This is a genomic window from Marinobacterium aestuariivivens (assembly GCF_042661465.1).
Taxonomy (GTDB): domain Bacteria; phylum Pseudomonadota; class Gammaproteobacteria; order Pseudomonadales; family Balneatricaceae; genus Marinobacterium_A; species Marinobacterium_A aestuariivivens.
In genome coordinates this window covers 5633053-5652192 of sequence record NZ_JBHSWE010000001.1, presented here as the reverse complement: position 1 = coordinate 5652192, position 19140 = coordinate 5633053, and the positions used below count along the sequence as shown (strand labels likewise).

Genomic DNA, 19140 nt, shown 5'->3' with positions numbered 1-19140 from the left:
CCATGCTATGACAGGTTACCAACAGGAGAAGCCGAGATGCAACTGAATGCCGAGCAGGTCCGCGATGCGCTGCCCTGGAACCTCATGATCGAATCGCTTCGCGATGTCTTTTCCCGCGACGATGTCTGTTCGCCGGTGCGGCATCACCACTCTGTCGAGGTGCCAGGGGAGCCGGAGGCCACGCTGCTGCTGATGCCGGCCTGGATCCCGGGCGAATACCTGGGCGTGAAGCAGGTCAACGTCTTTCCGGGCAACAGCGCCCGCAATATGCCGGGCCTCAGCAGCCATTACCTGCTCAGCTGCGGCAAGACCGGAAATTCGCTGGCACTGCTCGAGGGTAACGAACTGACCGCCCGCCGAACCGCCGCAGCCTCAGCGCTGGCGTCCCGTTACCTGTCCCGCGAGGACAGCCGCGAGCTGCTGATGGTCGGGGCCGGCCGCATGGGACGCCGTCTGATCCCTGCGCATATGAGCGTGCGTCCGGTCAGCCGTGTCAGCGTCTGGGATCGCAACGACGCAGCATCCGAGGCACTGGTAGCGGAACTTCGGGACGCCGATATCGATGCCCGTGTCTGCCCGGTCGACCAGTTGCAGAAGGCTGCAGGCAGTGCAGACATCGTCAGTTGCGCCACCCTGGCAACGGAACCGGTGATATCCGGAGACTGGCTGAAGGCCGGCGCCCATCTCGATCTGGTCGGCAGCTTCACCCCGACGATGCGCGAGACGGACAATGCCGCGATGCAGCGCTGCGCCGTTTTCGTCGATACCCGGGCCGGCGCGCTGAGCGAAACCGGCGACCTGATTATCCCGATCCGCGAAGGTGTCATCACGGCTGACAAGGTCATCGCTGAATTCTCCGAGTTGTGCCGGGGCCTGCATGCCGGGCGTGCCGCGCTGGCGGGCCCCGAAAATGCCATTACCCTGTTCAAGTCCGTCGGCGATTCCCGCGAAGATCTCGCCGCCGCCATTCTGGCCTACCGGAACCAGGGCTGACAGTACCTCTTGGGCTTCGCTTGAATGGCAGGCCTTTTTTTATTTCGATCGACAATAACAAAGAGATGAAGACCGCGATCTCTCATCTTGCGGAGTTCTGGACATGAAACAACAAGCCCCCCAAATCGAGATGCCCAACCTCTGGGTCGCACTGATACCCGTCGTGCTGACGATCGGTCTGCTGGGTCTGCAGATCTTTTATTACGACGACTTCACGCCCCATATCGCCCTGGCCGTCGGCTTCGCCATCACCGGGCTGGTGGGATGGTCCCAGGGGTGGCGCTGGAAGGATATCGAATCCGGCGCTTTCCACGTGCTGCACGTGGCAATGCCGTCGATCGCGACGCTGATTATCGTCGGCATGCTGGTCAGCACCTGGATCGCCAGCGGTACGGTACCGATGCTGATCTACTACGGTCTGGAGCTGATCGACCCGTCCTGGTTCCTGGCTGCCTCGATGTTGCTCTGTTCGGTGGTGTCGCTGTCGATCGGTTCGAGCTGGACCACGGTCGGCACCATCGGCCTGGCGCTGGTCGGGATCGGAACTGCCTTCGGTATTCCGCTTTACTGGACGGCGGGTGCCGTCGTTTCCGGATCCTTCTTCGGCGACAAGATCTCGCCGCTGTCCGATACCACCAACCTGGCGGCGGCCGTCACCGAAACCAATGTCTTCGACCATATCCGCAACATGATGCCGACCACCATTCCTGCCATGGTCATCTCTTTCGTGATCTATCTGCTGGTCGGCGGGCAGTCCGGCGTCGACGCCTCCCAGCTCGAGCAGATCACCCTGTACAAGGAAGGGCTCGCCAGCCACTTCGACCTCGGCATTCTGCCGCTGATACCGCTGCTGGCGGTGATGGCGCTGGCGTTCTTCAAGGTGTCGCCGATTCCAGCGCTCTTTACCGGTTTCGTGCTTGGCGCACTGGTGGCCGCGATCAACTACGGCTACGGTCTCAACGAAGTCTTCACCTTCGCTCACAGCGGCTTCAAGATCAGCAGTGGTTCGGATGCGCTCGACAGCCTGCTGAACCGTGGCGGCGTCACGTCAATGACCTGGGTGGTCACGCTGATGATGTTCGCCCTGGCCTTCGGCGGCGCGCTGGAACGCACCCGCTGCCTGGAGTCGGTGGTCAGTGCCATCATGAAACTGACCCGTGGTTTCCGCGGGCTGCAGACCAATGCGATTCTGACCTCGGTGGCGACCAATGCGGTGTCCGGTGACGTCTACCTGTCGATCGCGCTGCCGGGCCGGATGTACGGGCCGGAATACAACAAGCTCGGTTACAGCCGCCTCAACCTGTCCCGCGCGATCGAAGAGGGCGGTACCCTGGTGTCGCCACTGATTCCCTGGAATGCCGGCGGAGCCTTTGTCATGGGAGCCCTGGGGCTGACGGCCGTATCGGGCGATTTCAGCAACCTGCTGTATGCGCCGCTGGCCTTTGCCTGCTGGCTGTCGCCGGCCATCGGTATTCTCTATGCCCAGACCGGCTGGTTTTCGCGGCGTGCCGATGACAGCGAAATGCAGGCCCGGGACGCGCTGGTGAATAACAGTGACGCTGCGCAAACGGCAAAAGGGGTGGTCTGATGCAGAAACCCGGTCATGCAACCAAGCCTGGCAGCCGGTCCGGTACGGTGGCCATCGTCGGCGCCGGGGTGGTCGGGCTCTGTACCGCGCTGGAAGCTCAGCGCCAGGGATACACGGTTACCCTGATCGATCGGGAGGCGCCCGGGAAGGGTGCTTCGTTCGGCAATGCCGGGTATCTTGCCACCGAGCTGATCGAGCCGCTGTCCACCGGGAAAACACTGCGTTCGGCTATGTCGATGTGGCTCAAGCCCGACGGTCCGCTGGCGCTGCCGCTGGGCTATCTGCACCGCATCCTGCCCTGGCTGGCGCGTTTCGTCCTGGCGGCCCGCCCGTCGCAGGCCGCCCGCTCCCGGCAGGGGCTGGTTGCGCTCAATCGGGCGGCGGTTCCGGCCTGGCAGCGCTGCCTCGAGGATATCGGCGCCGGCGAACAGCTGTGCCGATCCGGCTACCTGCTGGTCTGGGAGTCGCCGGACCGGCTCGACGACGCCCGCCTCCATGCCGACTATCTGCGCCAGTGGGACATTCCTGCCGAGCTGGTGCAGGGGGCCCGGCTGGCGGAACTGGAGCCAGCGCTGGTCGCTACCGTCAGTCATGCGCTGTACTTCCCCGAGGCCTGTCAGGTACGGGAACCCTATCAACTCTGTCAGGCGCTGTTTGCCGCCTTCGAGGCCCGTGGCGGCGTCTATCTGCAGCAGTCGGTCAGGGCGCTGCGGCCCGGAGAGGACGGGATGGCGCTGGACACCGATGCGGGCGCGCTGCGTTTCGACCGGGCTGTCATTTGTGCCGGGGCCTGGAGCAAAGCGCTGTTGCAGAGTGTCGGTCTCGAGGTGCCGTTGGAAGCCGAGCGGGGCTACCATCTTAGTTTTGCCGCCGGCGCCAATACCCTGCAGCATCCGATCGGCTCGGCGGAGCGGCGATTCGTCATGAGTCCGCTACAGTCCGGATTGCGCGCGGTCGGTTTTACCGAACTCGGCGGCTTGACGCTGAAGCCGTTTCGGCGCCGTTACGAAACCCTGCGCCGCCACAGCGAGGCACTGTTGCCGGAGCTGGCCGGTCCGGCCGTCGAAACCACCGAGTGGATGGGGCACCGGCCGACGCTGCCCGACTCGCTGCCGGTGATCGACCGCCACCCGCAGCATGACCGTTTGCTGTTCGCCTTTGGCAATCAGCATCTGGGCCTGACCCAGGCGGCGATCAGCGCCGAGCTTGTGGTCAGTCTGATGGCCGGCAGGCAACCACGACTGGATCCGAAGCCTTACCGTGTCTCCCGGTTCTGAGCCGGCCTCGTGCCGGCTGCTCCTGGGCCTGTTTCGCGGTCTCGCCAGGGCAGAACGGTCAAAAAACGTCATCTAAACAGCAGGAATGACAATGGCCCTTATTCTTCACAACTACAATATTGTCCGCATTTCGGATGGCAGCAATATTCTCGAATGTACGATTATAAAAATGTGCTTTGAATATGCGGTGGTCAAGTTCAGGGGAAAACAGTACAAAGTACCCTATGGCCTGATCGACAAGGTCGTGGGACATGAGCTTCTGCTTCCTCTCAATTAAGGTGTTCTTATCAACCTGGCGTGCAAACAGGGGAACCTGTTTGCACGCCAAGCCACGGGAACCAGCATGTCCGCGCACCTGCGCCCGTTTCCGTGGCGTGGCCGCTCAGCATCCATACGTGCGTGGCATACGGTACACTAGGGTTAATAGTCCTCCGGCTCAATCAAGCCCGAAATCCTTGACATTTTCCATGACCACAAAGGTTGTCGTCTGCAGAACGTGCGGCAGCGTGGAGAGCTTCTCGCCCAGTACCGTGCGATAGGACGCCATGTCCCGGGTGCGTATCTTCAGCAGGTAATCGAAGCCGCCTGCAATCATGTGGCACTGCTCCACTTCCGCGACCTTTTTGACGGCTTCGTTGAAGGCGGCCAGTGCCTTGCTGCTGGTGTTGTTCAGTGTCACCTGTACAAAGGCGATGTGATCGAGCCCCAGCTTGCTCTGGTCCACCAGGGCGGTATATCCCGTGATATAGCCCTGCTCCTCCAGGCGACGCATGCGCAACTGGCAGGGCGTTTTCGACAGGCCGACCCGGGAGGCAAGTTCCGTGACCGTGATCCTGGCATTGCGCTGGAGCTCGTCGATGATCTTCAGGTCTATCCGGTCCACTTTGTCCATGATCGCTTCATCTGACAGTTGATTTGCCGTCTTCCGGGATTGTTGGCCGCCTAATAGTCTACAGCCCGGTTCCGCCCGGAGAAAGCCATCCGGGGGACGGCGGCAGGGCAATCGCACTACCTGACGACTGTGAGTGCCAGTCCGGGCCGGCGGTACCGTTTCCGGGCGACACGCTTTACGTCGTCCCTGACCGCTCGACTGCCGCCCTCCCTGGCGGCAGACGAGCCCTCAGGGACGAGTTCACGGCGTGTCAGACAGGCCCGACCACATCGACCCTGACGATCTTGTCATTGCCTCGTGATAGTGCGATTGCCCTGGGGGCGGCGGACAGCGGGGTGACGCTCGTCTGCGCCACAGTCGCCCATGCCGTGAGAGTACCCGCCTTGGGCGTACCGATTCGAAGTGGCTGAGGCATATTCTCTATTTAGGTTAATTTTTGTTGTCGATAAGAATAAATAAATAGAAATTAAAATAACAAATATCTAAGGGAAGGCAATAAATAGGAAAAAAGACCTAATCCAGCCCGGTAGAATGGTTCAATCGATAACTCGTCACACAGGAGAACGGGCGGATGAACAATAAAGCACTGTCGATGACCGCTTGCCGCGAGACTATTCGCAGTCATTATCTGGCGGATGAATCTGCGGTCGTCAAGACACTGGCCGCCGACGCCGGCATCTCCCCGGACGTTCGTTCCCGCATTTCGGAGCGGGCCGCTGCCCTGGTAAGGGATGTGCGGGCCAACTCCACGCCGACCATGATGGAAAAGTTCCTGGCGCAGTACGGTCTGACGACCCGGGAGGGCGTGGCCCTGATGTGCCTGGCCGAAGCGCTGCTGCGCGTGCCGGACAAGATCACCATCGATGCGCTGATCGAAGACAAGATCTCGTCGGGCAACTGGGGCGGCCACCGCGGCAAGTCCAAGTCGTCGCTGATCAACAGCGCGACCTGGGGCCTGCTGCTGACCGGCCGGCTGCTGTCGCCGGTCGATCAGCAGGGCTGGCAACGACCCTGCGTGGCATGGTCAAGCGTCTGGGCGAGCCGGTGGTGCGTACCGCCGTGGCGCAGGCGATGAAGGAGATGGGTCGCCAGTTCGTGCTCGGCCGAGATATCGACGAAGCGCTCAAGCGCGCCAAAAAATACGAGTCCCGCGGCTATACCTACTCCTACGATATGCTCGGTGAAGCGGCCCGTACTGATGCCGACGCCCGGCGCTATCTGCGCGCCTATGCCAATGCGATCGAGTCGCTGGCACCGGCCTGCAGCCATGACGAGATCCGCCGGAATCCCGGCATTTCGGTCAAGCTGTCGGCACTGCACGCGCGTTACGAGTTCGGTCAGAAAGACCGGGTGATGGACGAGCTGGTGCCCCGTGCGCTGGAGCTGGCGCGAAAGGCCCGGGCCGCCAACATGGGCTTCAATATCGACGCCGAAGAGGCCGACCGGCTGGATATCTCCCTGGACGTGATCGAAGCGGTGCTGTCCGATCCGTCGCTGGCGGGTTGGGACGGCTTTGGCGTCGTGGTACAGGCTTTCGGCAAGCGTGCCGCGCACGTGCTCGACTGGCTCTACGCGCTGTCCACAAAGCTCGACCGCCGCATCATGGTGCGCCTGGTGAAAGGCGCCTACTGGGATGCCGAAATCAAGCGTGCCCAGGTCATGGGGCTGAAAGATTTCCCGGTGTTCACCCGCAAGGTCAACAGCGATCTGTCCTATATCGCCTGCGCCAGGAAACTGCTGGCCATGACCGACCGCATCTACCCGCAGTTCGCGACGCACAATGCCCATTCGGTATCGGCCATCCTGGAGCTTGCCCAGGGGCGCGACTGCTTCGAGTTCCAGCGCCTGCACGGCATGGGCGAGTCGCTGCACGATGCCATCGTCAGCAAGGGCCAGGCGCGCTGCCGTATCTATGCGCCGGTGGGCGCCCACCAGGACCTGCTGGCCTATCTGGTCCGGCGTCTGCTGGAGAACGGCGCCAACAGCTCCTTCGTCAACCAGATCGTCGATACCCGCATCCAGCCCGAAGAGATCGCCCGCGATCCCTTCGATACCGTCGAAGCCCTGGGGGATTCGCTGTCCAGCAAGGCGATTGCGCTGCCCAAAGCGATTTACGGCGAAAAGCGCCTGAACGCCAGGGGCTGGGACCATACCGACCCGGTGGAGATCGACGCGATCGAAAGCGCACGTGCACCGTTCAAAACCCGGCAATGGCAGGGCGGCCCGGTGCTCGGCTGCGAAGTCCGCAGCGACAGGGTCACGGAAGTGCGCAACCCGGCAAAACCCTCTGATCTGGTCGGTTACCTGACTCAGGCGTCCGCGGACGATATCGAAGGTGCTATCGCGACATCCCAGGCAGGTTTCGAGGCCTGGTCGTCGCTGCCGGCCGAGGAGCGGGCGGCCCGTATCCGCCGTGTCGGCGACCTGTTCGAGGCGAATGCGGCCGAGCTGTTCACGCTGGCGACCCGTGAAGCCGGCAAGAGTCTGCTGGATGCCGTCGCCGAGATCCGCGAAGCGGTCGACTTTGCCCGCTACTACCCCAACGAAGCCATTCGCAATCAGGCATTCGGCGCGGGAAGAGGTGTGATCGCTTGTATCTCGCCGTGGAACTTTCCGCTGGCGATTTTCGCCGGTCAGGTCCTGGCGGCACTGGCAGCGGGCAACGCGGTGATCGCCAAGCCGGCCGGCCAGACCGCGCTGATCGCCACCCGTGCGGTCGAACTGATGCACGAAGCCGGGATTCCGAAAGACGCCGTTCAGCTGTTGCCGGGCAGCGGCAGCACCGTGGGTGCGGCGCTGACCTCCGATCCGCGTATCGCCGGCGTCTGCTTCACCGGCTCGACCGGTACGGCGCAGCACATCAACAAGGTGATGGCCGAATCCATGGCGCCGGATGCGCCGCTGATCGCCGAAACCGGCGGTCTCAACGCGATGATCGTCGATTCGACGGCGCTGCCGGAGCAGGTGGTGCGCGATGTGCTGGCGTCCTCGTTCCAGAGTGCCGGTCAGCGCTGCTCGGCGCTGCGCATGCTCTATGTGCAGAAGGATATCGCCGATCACCTGCTGGAGATGCTGTTCGGCGCCATGGACGAGCTGCGGGTCGGCGATCCCTGGCTGCTGTCGACCGACGTCGGCCCGGTGATCGACGAGGCTGCCCGTCGGGGTATCGAGGCGCACTGCGACAAGTTCGAACGCGAGGGGCGCGTGCTCAAGCGCTGGCCAAGCCCGAAGAGGGGCTCTTCGTGCCGCCGACGGTGATCCGGCTCGACGGCATCCACGAACTGGAAGAGGAAATCTTCGGGCCGGTGCTGCATGTCGCCACCTTCGAGGCGGACGAGATCGACCAGGTGGTGGACCAGATCAATGCCAGGGCTTCGGCCTGACCTTCGGCTTGCATACCCGCGTCGACAAGCGGGTCGAGCGGATCGTCAGCCGCATCAGGGTTGGCAACACCTACGTCAACCGCAACCAGATCGGCGCCATTGTCGGCTCGCAGCCCTTCGGCGGTGAAGGGCTCTCGGGTACCGGTCCCAAGGCCGGCGGCCCGATGTACGTGCGCCGTTTCATGACGTCCGGTGCCGGTGCCGCCGTCGAACTGTCCGGCGCGCAAACCGTCGCGGCCGACCAGCTGCAGCGGGCGATCGGGCGCCTGGACAGCAGTGTCTGGGTCAGGGAACAGGACCGGGCGCAGCGGCTGCAGCCGATCTTCGGCAGCGTACCGGCGGCGCTGGATGCCGAACCGGAAGAGCTGCCGGGGCCGACCGGTGAGCTCAACCTGCTGCGCTGCTGTCCGCGCGGGGTCGTGGTCTGTCTGGGGCCCGATCTGGACGCGGCGCTGAAGCAGGCCGGACTCGCCCTGTCGCAGGGCAATGCCGCGATCGTCGTGGCACCGGACGCGGAAAAGGCCCTGTCGTCGGCCACCGCCACCGGTATTCCGGTCATCGGGATCGACGGCTTGCTGCAGGCCGCTGCGCTGGAAACCGTGGACGGCTTCGAAGCCGTCGTCAGCTCGGCGCCCGAAGCGGTGCTGCGCCAGTACCGTGTCGCCCTATCGCGACGGAACGGCGCTTTGCTGCCGCTGCTCAGCGGGCGGGATGGCGCCGAACGCTACGTGATCGAGCGCCACCTGTGCGTCGATACCACGGCGGCCGGCGGCAATGCCAGCCTGATCGCCGCGTCGGAGTAAAAAGCACCGGATGACTGAGCCCCGCCCCGAGGGGTGGGGGCTCAGTCGTCCCTTTCATCAACGGGAGTTGACCATGGAAAACTCATCCTCGGATGCCGCCCTGACCCGGTCGGGCGCCGGCGCTGAAAAACATAATCGATCGAACGAAGAAGTCATCAACAGGCGATTGAAGTCCTGGGTTTCGTCGCATGACCAGGACGGCGATGAACCCGGCTTTATCCGATCTTCCAACTGACGTTTTTTATCAATATTAACCCGGCGGGTTAATACATGAAGCAGGGATGCTTCATCATTGGCCGCAGGTCAATGCGAACGCCACGGAAACCAGCATGTCCGCGCACCTGCGCCCGTTTCCGCGGGTGATGTGCAAATAGGTAGGGAACCTATTTGCACGCCAGGTTAATAAAACAGGAGGGCCATTTTTTCGTCATTTAATTGCCAGCGGATTTGATCGGCCGGCACTGCATCTGCGTTATCGGCGTCTGTTCCTTTCGGGACTCGAGCGGGTGAAAGAGTGCAATGCCGTGATGGCCACCATCGAGGGGACCTGTCACGAGGGGCGATCATATCGTTTTCAATTACAACAACAACAGAAACTGCAATTACACCCAAGTGAGTACAGGTGAATTAATATGACAGACGCAACGAGTACGACGCACTGCAGACCGCCCAGCTTGCCTTTGGCGCTGACGCCCATTGTGTTGACCCTGCTGGTACTGGGTCTTCAGCTGTTCTATTTCGGTGATTTCACGCCGCATATACCCCTAGCCATCGGCCTGGCGATTACCGCCCTCGTCGGGATACGTCTCGGCTTGAAGTGGCGGCATATAGAAGAAGGGGTGTTTCACGTCATTCACGTATCGCTGCCTTCGGTTTCCGTATTGATCTGCGTCGGCATGATCATCGGCGTCTGGATTGCCAGCGGCACCGTTCCCACCCTGATCTATTACGGCCTGACCCTGCTGACGCCGCAGCTGTTTCTCGCCGCGGCAATGCTGCTCTGTTCCATCGTGTCGCTGGCGCTGGGTACCTCCTGGGGCACCGTGGGCACCGTGGGGCTTGCCCTGATGGGCATCGGTGCCGGCTTCGACATCCCGGTCTACTGGACCGCCGGCGCGGTCGTGTCGGGTGCTTTCTTCGGCGACAAGGTCTCGCCGCTGTCGGATACCACGAATCTCGCGCCGGCCGTGACCGGAACGGACCTCTTCTCCCATATCAAGAACATGATGCCGACCACGATTCCGGCGATGCTGATCGCGTTCGCGATCTATCTGTTCGCCGGCTTTGCGCTGATGGGCAACGATGAGGCCTCGTTCAACAAGATCAATGTCATCACGGCATCGCTGCAGGAACACTTCACCATCTCCGCCTGGTTGCTGCTGCCCGCCGTTCTGGTCATCGTGCTGGCGGTCAAGCGCATGCCGCCGATTCCGTCCCTGTTTGCCGGCGTGCTGGCCGGTGGTGCTGCCGCCATGATGGTGCAGGGCGTCGGACTGCACGACCTTTTCACCTACGGCAACAGCGGCTATTCGATCGATACCGGCGTCGGCGAGATCGACAGTCTGCTCAATCGGGGCGGCATTCAGTCGATGATGTGGACCATCTCCCTGGTGCTGATCGCCCTGGGGTTCGGGGGCGCGCTGGAGAAAACCCGCTGCCTGGAGACGATCATCGGTGTGATCATCACCCGAGTGCGCGGTTTTGCCGGTGTGCAGACCGCCGCCGCGACGACCTCGATCGCCACCAACCTGGTGGCGGGCGACCCTACCTCTCCATCGCGCTGCCGGGCCGCATGTACGCGCCGGTATACCGGGGCCTGGGCTATTCGACCCTGAACCTGTCGCGCGCCATCGAGGAAGGCGGCACCCTCATGTCGCCGCTGATTCCTGGAACGCCGGCGGTGCCTTCGTGATCAGCGCCCTCGGACTCGGCATCGCGGACGGCAATCTCGAGAACCTGCTGTACATTCCGCTGGCCTTTGCCTGCTGGACGGCGCCGCTGATCGGCATCCTCTATGCCAATCTCGGCATCTTTTCGCCGCGTGCGACCGAGGCCGAACGTCAAGGCTGGACAGCGAGCGAGGAGCCTGTGGCCGATATGAGTCATGTCGAATGGGCCGATGACGCCGGCGTCGCCGGGGTGGCTGTGTCGCGCTGATCCTGTCCGGTGCCCCGGGGCCGTTCCGCCAGGCAGGAGCGGCTTCGGGTGCGGACCGAATGCGTGTCGCGGCAGTCGGACAAAAGCGGGCTAAAGTTGTAGGAGGCAACGCAAACAACCGAGGCCCGCCATGATTTTCGAACAGGTCGCCAACGGCGGCTGCCAGTCCTATCTGATCGGGTGCGAGGAGAGCTGTTCGGCGGCGCTGATCGACCCGGAAATACACCAGGTCGATCGCTACCATGCGCTGGCCAGCCGCGACGGCCTGCGCATTCACTACGTGATCGACACCCATACCCATGCCGATCATTTCTCGGCGACGCGAACCATCGCCCGCGCCCTGGGCATACCGGTGGTGATGCACCGGGACAGCCCGGCGCCCTTTGTCGACCTGCGCCTGCAGGACGGCGACATGCTGGTGGTGGGCAAGTTGCGGATTCAGGCGGTCCATACACCGGCCACACCCGCGACTCGATGTGCCTGCTGGCCGACGACCGGCTGTTCACCGGCGATACCCTGCTGATCGGCGGCACCGGCCGTACCGATCTGCCGACCGGCGACCCGGGGGCCCTCTACGACAGCCTGTTCAACGGCATCCTCAAACTCGATCCGGCGCTACGGGTTTATCCGGCCCACGACTACAAGCAACTGGGTTCCAGCACCCTCGGCGCGGAGCTGGCGAACAATCCGCGGCTGCAGCAGCGCGATCGCGCACTGTTCATCGAGATGATGGACAACCTGAACCTGAGCGCGCCGACCCACCTGACCGAAGCGCTGCGCACCAATATGAGCGGCGGCAAGAGCGTCGCCCAGCTGCTCGGCGAGGCGGCCGAGCGGGTGCCCTTCGTGTCGCTGCAGGAACTCAACGCGCGGGTGGCGCAGCCCGATGGCGACCTTATCGTGCTCGACGTGCGTGAACGGGAGGCCTACGAATCGTCGCATGTGCCCGGGGCCATCAATCTGCCGAGGGGGCAACTGGAGCTGCGGGTCAACCAGGTGTTGCCGGACCCGACCAGGCGGATCGTAACGATCTGCCAGCTGGGCAAAATCTCGACTCTGGCCGCCGCCACGTTGCGCGAACTCGGCTTTCTCCGCGCCTCGGCCCTGGACGGCGGCATGGCCGCCTGGCTGGAAAGCGGCTTCGAAACCGAAGTGTCGGAGTGACCCTCTTGTCTCCAGGCAACAGGTGCCGCCGGCGGATGGCCGGCGCAACGGCCGCTACGCACGTTCAGCTTGGCCGGGGAGTACCTGGCGGGCAAAATGGCTGGCGCAACGATTACGATGCGCTAAGCCTGTTCGAAGGGAGAGAAAATGAAGCTCAAATATCTGCATACCATGGTCCGGGTCAGGGACCTGGACAAGACCATCGCTTTCTTCAAGCTGCTGGGGCTCGAGGAAACCCGGCGCACGGATAACGAGAAAGGCCGATTCACCCTGGTCTTCATGGCGCCGCCGCAGCAGCACGAATGCCCGGTGGAGCTGACCTATAACTGGGACGGTGACGAGGGCCTGCCCGGCGACAGCCGCCACTTCGGCCATCTGGCCTATGCGGTCGAGAACATCTACGAACTGTGCCAGGCACTCGCGGATGCCGGCGTGACCATTAACCGCCCGCCACGCGACGGCCATATGGCATTCGTCCGTTCACCGGACAATATCTCGATCGAACTGTTGCAAATGGGGCCCGCGCTCGAGCCCCGGGAACCCTGGGCCAGCATGGAGAATACCGGCCACTGGTAATCCGGGTGCCAGGCATCAAGCCTGCCGCGGTCGTCGCGACCGGGTGCAGGTGCCGCCTGGATGCCATCCATTCCCTGTTCTGCAACAAGGATAACCGCCATGCCGCAGGCGATAACGATAGGCGGTCAGGAGATCGCCGCGGGCAGCCGGGTCATGCTCGAGTTGCCGCTGCCGCATCTGTATACCCACACCCCCATGACCATGCCTGTGCAGGTGGTGCGCGGCAGGAAGGACGGGCCCAGCCTCTTCGTCAGCGCCGCGATTCACGGCGATGAGCTGAACGGCATCGAGATCATTCGCCGGTTGCTGAAGTATGGCGGACTCAGGCGACTCAAAGGCACGCTGATCACGATACCGATCGTCAATGTCTATGGCGTGATTCATCACTCGCGCTACCTGCCTGACCGGCGAGACCTCAACCGTGCTTTTCCGGGGTCCGAACGCGGCTCCATGACGGGCCGGCTGGCCGACATTTTCATGCGGGAGATCGTCGGCAATGCCACCCATGGTATCGATCTTCATACCGGGGCGATCAACCGGGTCAACCTGCCGCAGATTCGCGCCAACCTCGATGATCGGGAAACGGCCCGGCTGGCGCATGCCTTTGGGGTGCCGGTGGTCATGAACGCCAATCTGCGCGATGGCTCCCTGCGCCAGGCCGCCGACGAACTCGGCATCCCGATGTTGCTGTACGAGGCGGGGGAGGCCCTGCGTTTCGACGAGCTGAGCATCCGCGCCGGCCTGAAGGGCATCATCAATGTCATGCGCGAGCTGGGTATGCTACCTTCGTCGCGGCGTCGCGGAACGCCCCGGCCTGAGCCCTTCTTCGCCCGTTCCAGCACCTGGGTTCGGGCACCGAGCAGCGGCATCTTCCGCACGCTCTGCGCGCTGGGGAACTGGGTAAAGAAGGGCGAGGTAATGGGAATGATTTCCGATCCGCTGGGGGATTCGGATGTCGAGGTGCGGGCCGGGTGCAGCGGCATCCTGGTGGGCCGGACCAATATCCCGCTGGTGCACGAAGGCGAGGCGCTGTTCCATATCGCCCGGTACGAAGACGAGCAGGGCATGGCCGAGCGGGTCGAAAGCTTTCAGGAAGAGGGGCTGGAATTCTCGGGCAGCGATCTCGAGCCGCCGATTGTCTGATGGCGGATGCTGAGCGGCCTGAAAGCACGCCGCTCCGAATGCGCCATGCCAGGCCCGCGGGGCCAGCGGCAGGCTTGGCTTATTGATCCTGACGGGCAGGGCGCGCAGATCTTCTGATGCGTGTGCAATGATTGACAGAGGGAGTAGAATTATCGGCAAGGATCCCGTCACAAGAAGAGCCCGCGCCATGGACAAAGGCCTGCAACGAAAACTCAAAGCCTGTTCCGACCTCCCCAGCCTGCCAGCGGCCGCCGCACGTGTCATCGAGCTGGCCGAGAACCCCGCGGCCAGCATGGCCGACATCAGCCAGGCGGTGAGCCTTGATCCCGCCCTGGCAACGAAACTGATGCGTATCGCCAATTCTCCGCTCTATGCCCGCAGTCGTCAGATAGGTAATCTGGACATGGCGGTCATGATGCTGGGGCTGAACGCCACCATCATGCTGGCGCTGAGTTTTTCGTTGTCGGCTTCGATGCGTCGGAGCCGGGAAGGCGGGATGGACTATTCCCTCTTTTGGCGTCGCTCGTTGCTGGCCGCAACGGCTGCCCGCGTGATTGCCGGAAAGAGGCCGGACGTTCCGGTAGAAGATGCTTTTCTGGCCAGCATGCTGCGTGACATCGGTTTGGTTGCGTTGGACAAGGTGCAGCCCGGGGCGGCGGCGGCGCAACAGGACGGTCATGAGAACGGTCAGCTCGAAATCGGTGTCTGGCTGCTGGATCAGTGGCATTTCCCGTTGCACCTCCTGAACGCCATCCAGGACAGCGGGCATTGCGACGACTTGGGCAGATCGGCCGCCGAAGATGACCTGGCACGCTGCGTGGCCCTGTCGAGGTTGATTGCCGACTTCTTTATGGCTCACGACATGGGCGAGCACCTGGGCAAGGTGCGTGCCTTTGCCACCAGGCACTGGTCGCTGGACAATGTCTGGGTCGGAGAAGTGCTGGGTGCCGTGGCCAAGGAGGTTCCGCAGATCGAAGAGCTGTTCGAACTGGACCTGATCGACGTCCAGAGCCTGGACGGCCTGATGACTCAGGCCAAGGAGCTGATGATGGTTCGCAGCCTGCACACCGCGCAGGTGCTCGAGAGCAACCGGGAAGAGTCTCGGAAGATGGCCCGGAAGGCCCAGTTGCTGGAGGAAAAGGCCAACCGCGACCACCTGACCGGTCTGTGGAATCGGGCTTACCTGGATACGTCGATCAAGACGCTCTTCGAGCAAAGCGAGACTGATCGTCAACCGATGAGCGTCATTTTCCTGGACCTGGACCACTTCAAGCAGATCAATGACCGGCATGGCCACCAGACCGGCGACGAAGCCCTGGAACACGTGGCGCAAATATTGCTAGATAATACGCGCAGTTATGACGTCGTATCGCGCTACGGGGGCGAGGAGTTCGTCATCATAATGCCGGGCATGGATTGCGACCTCGCCACCCGGGTGGCGAATCGACTGGTCTCGTCGCTGCGCAAATCGCCCCTGGCAACCGACAGTGGCGAGAAAGTCACCATCACCGCATCGGCGGGCGTTGCGACCCACAATGACAAGCACGACTTCGACAATCCGGAGGGCCTGATGCGCGCAGCGGACCAGGTGATGTACGTGGCAAAAACCAGTGGCCGAAACCGGTTTGTCGTCTACTCCAAGTGCATCTGAGCGTTGCAGGCAATTCATTACCGCGCTTGCGCCTGGCCTGTTGCAAGTGTTCGTGCGTATTCAATTGAATCCCCTGGCTTCAGTCACAGAATCCCGCGGCAGAGATGCCGCGGCCGGCGGCTGCCATCTCGACCGGCAGGTCGACACGCTGATCGTCGAGTCCGGTTTCACCCTCGAAGAGCGCGTCACCGAATCTGCGCACGGATCTCGGCCATGAGGTACAACTTGTTCCTGTACCGGTCATAACCTGTCGCATTCCCCAGGATTCAGCGGCCCCGGACTCTCACTCCGGGGCTTGCTCAATGCTGGAAGCCTCTTGGGCCGGTATCAGGGTCGGCTCGTTGAAGCCGTGCCCCGGTCTTCAGCGCGGTACCGTTGCAATGCCAGCGTCTGCCACTGGAAGTAGACCACCGGGATGACCATCAGCGTCAGCAGCAGGGTGCTGAGCATGCCGCCGATCATCGGGCCGGCGATCCGCTGCATCACCTCGGAGCCGGTGCCATTGCCGAGCATGATGGGTACCAGACCGACGACGATGGCCGCCACCGTCATCATGATCGGCCGGACCCGCAGCCCCGCGCCCTGCATCACGGCCTCCCGGAGGTCCTCCCGCGTCAGTTCCCGTCCGGCGGCCGTGGCTTCGGCGCGGCGTCGCGACAGCGACTGATTCAGGTAGACCAGCATCAGCACGCCGATCTCCACCGCGACCCCGGCCAGCGCGATGAAGCCCACCGCCACGGCGATGGACAGATTGTACCCCAGCAGGTACAGCAGCCAGACGCCGCCGACCAGGGCAAAAGGCAGGGTGCCCATGATGATCAGTACCTCGACCAGGTTGCGGAAGTTGAGATAGAGCAGCAGCAGGATGATGGCCAGGGTAAACGGCACCACCAAAGTCAGGCGTTCCTTGGCCCGTACCATGTACTCGTACTGACCGGACCAGGCGATGGAATAGCCCGGCGGCAGCGCCACCTGTTCGGCCACCAGGCGCTGGGCCTCCACGACGTAGGAGCCCAGGTCGCGGCCGTCGATGTCCACCAGGGTCCAGCCGTTGAGCCGCGCATTCTCGCTCTTGATCGCAGGCGGACCGTCGTCGACGTAGATGTCGGCGACGTCGGCCAGGGCGATACGTAGTCCCGCCGGGGTCACGACCGGCAGCAGCCGAAGCTGCTCCACCGAGTCGCGGTAGGCCTGGGGGTAGCGCAGGTTGACTGGATAGCGCTCCAGTCCTTCCACCGTCTCGGTGACGTTCATGCCGCCGACGGCGGTACGCACCACGTCCTGAATGTCGGCGACATTGAGGCCGTAGCGCGCGGCCTGCTCGCGCTGGATATCCACCTTGATGTAACGGCCGCCGGCCACCCGCTCGGAGTAGACCGAGGCGGTGCCGGCGACCTGGGGCATTACCTCCTCGAGGCGCTTGCCGATCTTTTCAATTTGGCGCAGGTCGGGACCCGACACCTTGATGCCGACCGGCGTCTTGATGCCGGTCGAGAGCATGTCGATCCGGGTCTTGATCGGCATCACCCAGGCGTTGGTCAGGCCCGGAAACTGCACCAGGGCGTCCAGTTCGCGGCGCAGCCGTTCAGCTGTCATGCCCGGGCGCCAGCTGTCCTTCGGCTGCAGCTGGATGAAGGTTTCGATCATCGTCAGCGGCGCCGGGTCGGTGGCGGTGTCGGCCCGTCCGATCTTGCCGAACACCGTCTTGACCTCCGGCAGGGTGCGGATCAGGCGATCCGTGCGCTGCAGGATCCGCCGTGCCTCCTCGATCGATACCGCCGCATAGGTGGTGGGCATGTACATCAGGTCGCCTTCGTCGAGCGGCGGCATGAATTCGCTGCCCAGCCGGCTGGCCGGCCAGAGCCCCACAGCGACCGCGAGTGCGGCCAGCAGCAGCGTGGTCTTCGGAAAGTGCAGCACGCCGCGGATCACCGGCCGGTACGCCGCGGTCAGCAGGCGGTTGAGCGGATTGCGATGCTCCGGCAGCACCCGGCCGCGGATGCAATAGCCCATCAGCACCGGCACCAGGGTGATGGCCAGGCCCGCCGCCGCCGCCATCGCATAGGTCTTGGTGAAGGCCAGCGGCGCGAACAGCTTGCCTTCCTGGGCTTCGAGCGTGAACACCGGCAGGAAGCTCAGGGTGATGATCAGCAGCGAGAAAAACAGTGCCGGTCCGACTTCCGATGCTGCCTCGCCGATGATCTGCCAGCGGTTGGCGTCGGTCAGTTCGGCGCGCTCCATATGCTTGTGCACGTTTTCGATCATCACGATGGCGCCGTCGACCATGGCACCGATGGCAATGGCGATGCCCCCGAGCGACATGATGTTGGCATTGACCCCCTGCTGCTGCATCACGATAAAGGCGGCAAGGATGCCGATCGGCAGGCTGATGATCACCACCAGTGCCGAGCGCAGGTGGAACAGGAAGGCGGCGCAGATCAGGGTGACGACGACGAATTCCTCGAACAGCTTTTCATAGAGATTGTCCACCGCGTTCTGGATCAGCCCCGAGCGGTCGTAGGTGGTCAGGATCTCGACGCCGTCCGGAAGCCCCTTTTTCAGCGTTTCGAGCCGGGCCTTGACGCCCTCGATGGTCTTCTGGGCATTCTCGCCGAAGCGCATCACGATAATGCCGCCGACCACCTCGCCCTCGCCGTCGAGCTCGGCGATGCCGCGGCGCATCTGCGGCCCCAGCACGACATCGGCGACATCTTCGAGCAGTATCGGGGTACCGCGCTCATTGAGTCCGAGCGGTATCTTGCGCTGGGCCTCGATATCCTGGGCGTAGCCGCTGACCCGTACCATGTATTCGGCCTCGGCCATCTCGATCACCGAGGCGCCCACCTCCTGGTTGCCGCGCTGGATGGCCTGCTTGATGTGCGCGAGCGGGATGCCGTAGGCGCGCAAGCGGTTTGGGTCGACCTGGATCTGGTACTGCTTGACCATGCCACCGACCGAGGCCACTTCGGATACGCCGGGCACGGTCTGCAGCTCGTACTTGAGGAACCAGTCCTGCAGCGAGCGCAGCTGCGCCAGATCGTGCCGGCCGCTGCGGTCGACCAGTGCGTAGGCGTAGACCCAGCCGACACCGGTGGCGTCAGGTCCGAGCTGCGGTCTGGCCGAGGCCGGCAGGTTGCCGGCCACCTGGCTGAGGTATTCCAGCACCCGCGAGCGTGCCCAGTAGAGGTCGGTGCCATCCTCGAAGATCACGTAGACGTAGGAGTCGCCGAAGAAGGAGTAGCCCCGTACCGTGACGGCTCCGGGTACCGACAGCATCGCGGTGGTGAGCGGGAAGGTCACCTGGTCCTGCACCACCTGGGGTGCCTGGCCGGGGTAGGAAGTCTTGATGATGACCTGCACATCGGACAGGTCGGGAATGGCGTCGATCGGTGTCTGGCGCACGGCAAGGAGGCCCCAGCCGATCAGCAGGGCGCTTGCCAGCACGACCAGAAAACGGTTGGTCAGCGACCAGCGGATCACGGCAGCAATCATTCGGCTGCTCCTCCTGGATGA

Annotated in this window: 15 protein-coding genes and 2 pseudogenes; 14 read left to right on the top strand and 3 right to left on the bottom strand. The window is 63.2% G+C overall.

All coding sequences use genetic code 11. The features are described 5' to 3' along the window. Positions 1-36 precede the first annotated feature (36 nt). The 3 genes from lhpI to ACFQDL_RS29710 all read left to right on the top strand — a co-directional run bounded on the left by lhpI (position 37) and on the right by ACFQDL_RS29710 (position 3858). The gene (gene lhpI / locus ACFQDL_RS29720) at positions 37-993 is read left to right on the top strand and encodes a bifunctional Delta(1)-pyrroline-2-carboxylate/Delta(1)-piperideine-2-carboxylate reductase (RefSeq protein ID WP_379912476.1); all 957 of its coding nucleotides are present in this window, start codon (positions 37-39) and stop codon (positions 991-993) included. A 103-nt stretch (positions 994-1096) separates the two neighbouring features. Next, on the top strand, positions 1097-2581 hold the full coding sequence (gene nhaC / locus ACFQDL_RS29715) for a Na+/H+ antiporter NhaC (protein WP_379912474.1): 1485 nt from the start codon (positions 1097-1099) through the stop codon (positions 2579-2581). Beyond that, positions 2581-3858, top strand: a complete 1278-nt coding sequence (locus ACFQDL_RS29710; protein WP_379912472.1) for an NAD(P)/FAD-dependent oxidoreductase — start codon at positions 2581-2583, stop codon at positions 3856-3858. The genes nhaC (ACFQDL_RS29715) and ACFQDL_RS29710 overlap by 1 nt, the downstream gene beginning before the upstream one ends. 436 nt (positions 3859-4294) lie before the next feature. On the opposite strand, the gene ACFQDL_RS29705 is transcribed toward ACFQDL_RS29710, so the two are convergent. Beyond that, on the bottom strand, positions 4295-4750 hold the full coding sequence (locus tag ACFQDL_RS29705) for an Lrp/AsnC family transcriptional regulator (RefSeq protein ID WP_379912470.1): 456 nt from the start codon (positions 4748-4750) through the stop codon (positions 4295-4297). A 571-nt stretch (positions 4751-5321) separates the two neighbouring features. Here ACFQDL_RS29705 and ACFQDL_RS29700 point away from each other — a divergent pair. The 11 genes and pseudogenes from ACFQDL_RS29700 to ACFQDL_RS29650 all read left to right on the top strand — a co-directional run bounded on the left by ACFQDL_RS29700 (position 5322) and on the right by ACFQDL_RS29650 (position 15627). After that, a complete protein-coding gene (locus ACFQDL_RS29700; RefSeq protein WP_379912468.1) occupies positions 5322-5825 on the top strand; it encodes a hypothetical protein in 504 nt (167 codons plus the stop codon). Next, the gene (gene putA / locus ACFQDL_RS29695) at positions 5771-8008 is read left to right on the top strand and encodes a bifunctional proline dehydrogenase/L-glutamate gamma-semialdehyde dehydrogenase PutA (RefSeq protein WP_379912467.1); all 2238 of its coding nucleotides are present in this window, start codon (positions 5771-5773) and stop codon (positions 8006-8008) included. The genes ACFQDL_RS29700 and putA overlap by 55 nt, the downstream gene beginning before the upstream one ends. Further along, positions 7993-8133: a hypothetical protein gene (locus ACFQDL_RS29690; protein ID WP_379912465.1), complete on the top strand. Its 141-nt coding sequence runs from the start codon at positions 7993-7995 to the stop codon at positions 8131-8133. Before putA ends, ACFQDL_RS29690 begins: the two co-directional genes overlap by 16 nt. 8 nt (positions 8134-8141) lie before the next feature. Then, positions 8142-8936, top strand: a complete 795-nt coding sequence (locus tag ACFQDL_RS29685; RefSeq protein ID WP_379912463.1) for an aldehyde dehydrogenase family protein — start codon at positions 8142-8144, stop codon at positions 8934-8936. Between the two features lie 73 nt (positions 8937-9009). Next, positions 9010-9171 (top strand): hypothetical protein, encoded by a 162-nt coding sequence (locus tag ACFQDL_RS29680; protein ID WP_379912461.1) that lies wholly within the window; start codon positions 9010-9012, stop codon positions 9169-9171. A 397-nt stretch (positions 9172-9568) separates the two neighbouring features. Then, a pseudogene (nhaC, locus tag ACFQDL_RS29675) lies at positions 9569-11093 on the top strand (Na+/H+ antiporter NhaC). 130 nt (positions 11094-11223) lie between these two features. Next, a pseudogene (locus ACFQDL_RS29670) lies at positions 11224-11669 on the top strand (MBL fold metallo-hydrolase); the annotation flags it as partial. 150 nt (positions 11670-11819) lie between these two features. Next, the gene (locus ACFQDL_RS29665; protein ID WP_379913443.1) at positions 11820-12257 is read left to right on the top strand and encodes a rhodanese-like domain-containing protein; all 438 of its coding nucleotides are present in this window, start codon (positions 11820-11822) and stop codon (positions 12255-12257) included. A gap of 147 nt (positions 12258-12404) precedes the next feature. Continuing rightward, positions 12405-12833, top strand: coding sequence for a VOC family protein (locus tag ACFQDL_RS29660; protein WP_379912459.1), 429 nt, complete (start codon positions 12405-12407; stop codon positions 12831-12833). A gap of 99 nt (positions 12834-12932) precedes the next feature. Further along, positions 12933-13976 carry a succinylglutamate desuccinylase/aspartoacylase family protein gene (locus ACFQDL_RS29655; protein ID WP_379912458.1) on the top strand — a complete coding sequence of 348 codons (1044 nt, stop codon included), beginning with the start codon at positions 12933-12935 and terminating at the stop codon, positions 13974-13976. A gap of 187 nt (positions 13977-14163) precedes the next feature. Beyond that, positions 14164-15627: a sensor domain-containing diguanylate cyclase gene (locus tag ACFQDL_RS29650; RefSeq protein ID WP_379912456.1), complete on the top strand. Its 1464-nt coding sequence runs from the start codon at positions 14164-14166 to the stop codon at positions 15625-15627. Positions 15628-15706: 79 nt separating this feature from the next. On the opposite strand, the gene ACFQDL_RS29645 is transcribed toward ACFQDL_RS29650, so the two are convergent. Beyond that, positions 15707-15829, bottom strand: coding sequence for a hypothetical protein (locus ACFQDL_RS29645; RefSeq protein ID WP_379912454.1), 123 nt, complete (start codon positions 15827-15829; stop codon positions 15707-15709). 125 nt (positions 15830-15954) lie between these two features. Further along, on the bottom strand, positions 15955-19119 hold the full coding sequence (locus tag ACFQDL_RS29640) for an efflux RND transporter permease subunit (RefSeq protein ID WP_379912452.1): 3165 nt from the start codon (positions 19117-19119) through the stop codon (positions 15955-15957). Between the last annotated feature and the right edge of the window lie 21 nt (positions 19120-19140).

Bases quoted from the DNA above. Each gene is read 5' to 3' on its own strand.
- ACFQDL_RS29700 (WP_379912468.1), top strand. From the start codon at position 5,322: ATGAACAATAAAGCACTGTCGATGACCGCTTGCCGCGAGACTATTCGC.
- ACFQDL_RS29655 (WP_379912458.1), top strand. From the start codon at position 12,933: ATGCCGCAGGCGATAACGATAGGCGGTCAGGAGATCGCCGCGGGCAGC.
- lhpI (WP_379912476.1), top strand. From the start codon at position 37: ATGCAACTGAATGCCGAGCAGGTCCGCGATGCGCTGCCCTGGAACCTC.
- ACFQDL_RS29660 (WP_379912459.1), top strand. From the start codon at position 12,405: ATGAAGCTCAAATATCTGCATACCATGGTCCGGGTCAGGGACCTGGAC.
- ACFQDL_RS29710 (WP_379912472.1), top strand. From the start codon at position 2,581: ATGCAGAAACCCGGTCATGCAACCAAGCCTGGCAGCCGGTCCGGTACG.
- putA (WP_379912467.1), top strand. From the start codon at position 5,771: ATGGTCAAGCGTCTGGGCGAGCCGGTGGTGCGTACCGCCGTGGCGCAG.
- ACFQDL_RS29665 (WP_379913443.1), top strand. From the start codon at position 11,820: ATGATGGACAACCTGAACCTGAGCGCGCCGACCCACCTGACCGAAGCG.
- nhaC (WP_379912474.1), top strand. From the start codon at position 1,097: ATGAAACAACAAGCCCCCCAAATCGAGATGCCCAACCTCTGGGTCGCA.
- ACFQDL_RS29705 (WP_379912470.1), bottom strand. From the start codon at position 4,750: ATGGACAAAGTGGACCGGATAGACCTGAAGATCATCGACGAGCTCCAG.
- ACFQDL_RS29640 (WP_379912452.1), bottom strand. From the start codon at position 19,119: ATGATTGCTGCCGTGATCCGCTGGTCGCTGACCAACCGTTTTCTGGTC.
- ACFQDL_RS29650 (WP_379912456.1), top strand. From the start codon at position 14,164: ATGGACAAAGGCCTGCAACGAAAACTCAAAGCCTGTTCCGACCTCCCC.
- ACFQDL_RS29680 (WP_379912461.1), top strand. From the start codon at position 9,010: ATGGAAAACTCATCCTCGGATGCCGCCCTGACCCGGTCGGGCGCCGGC.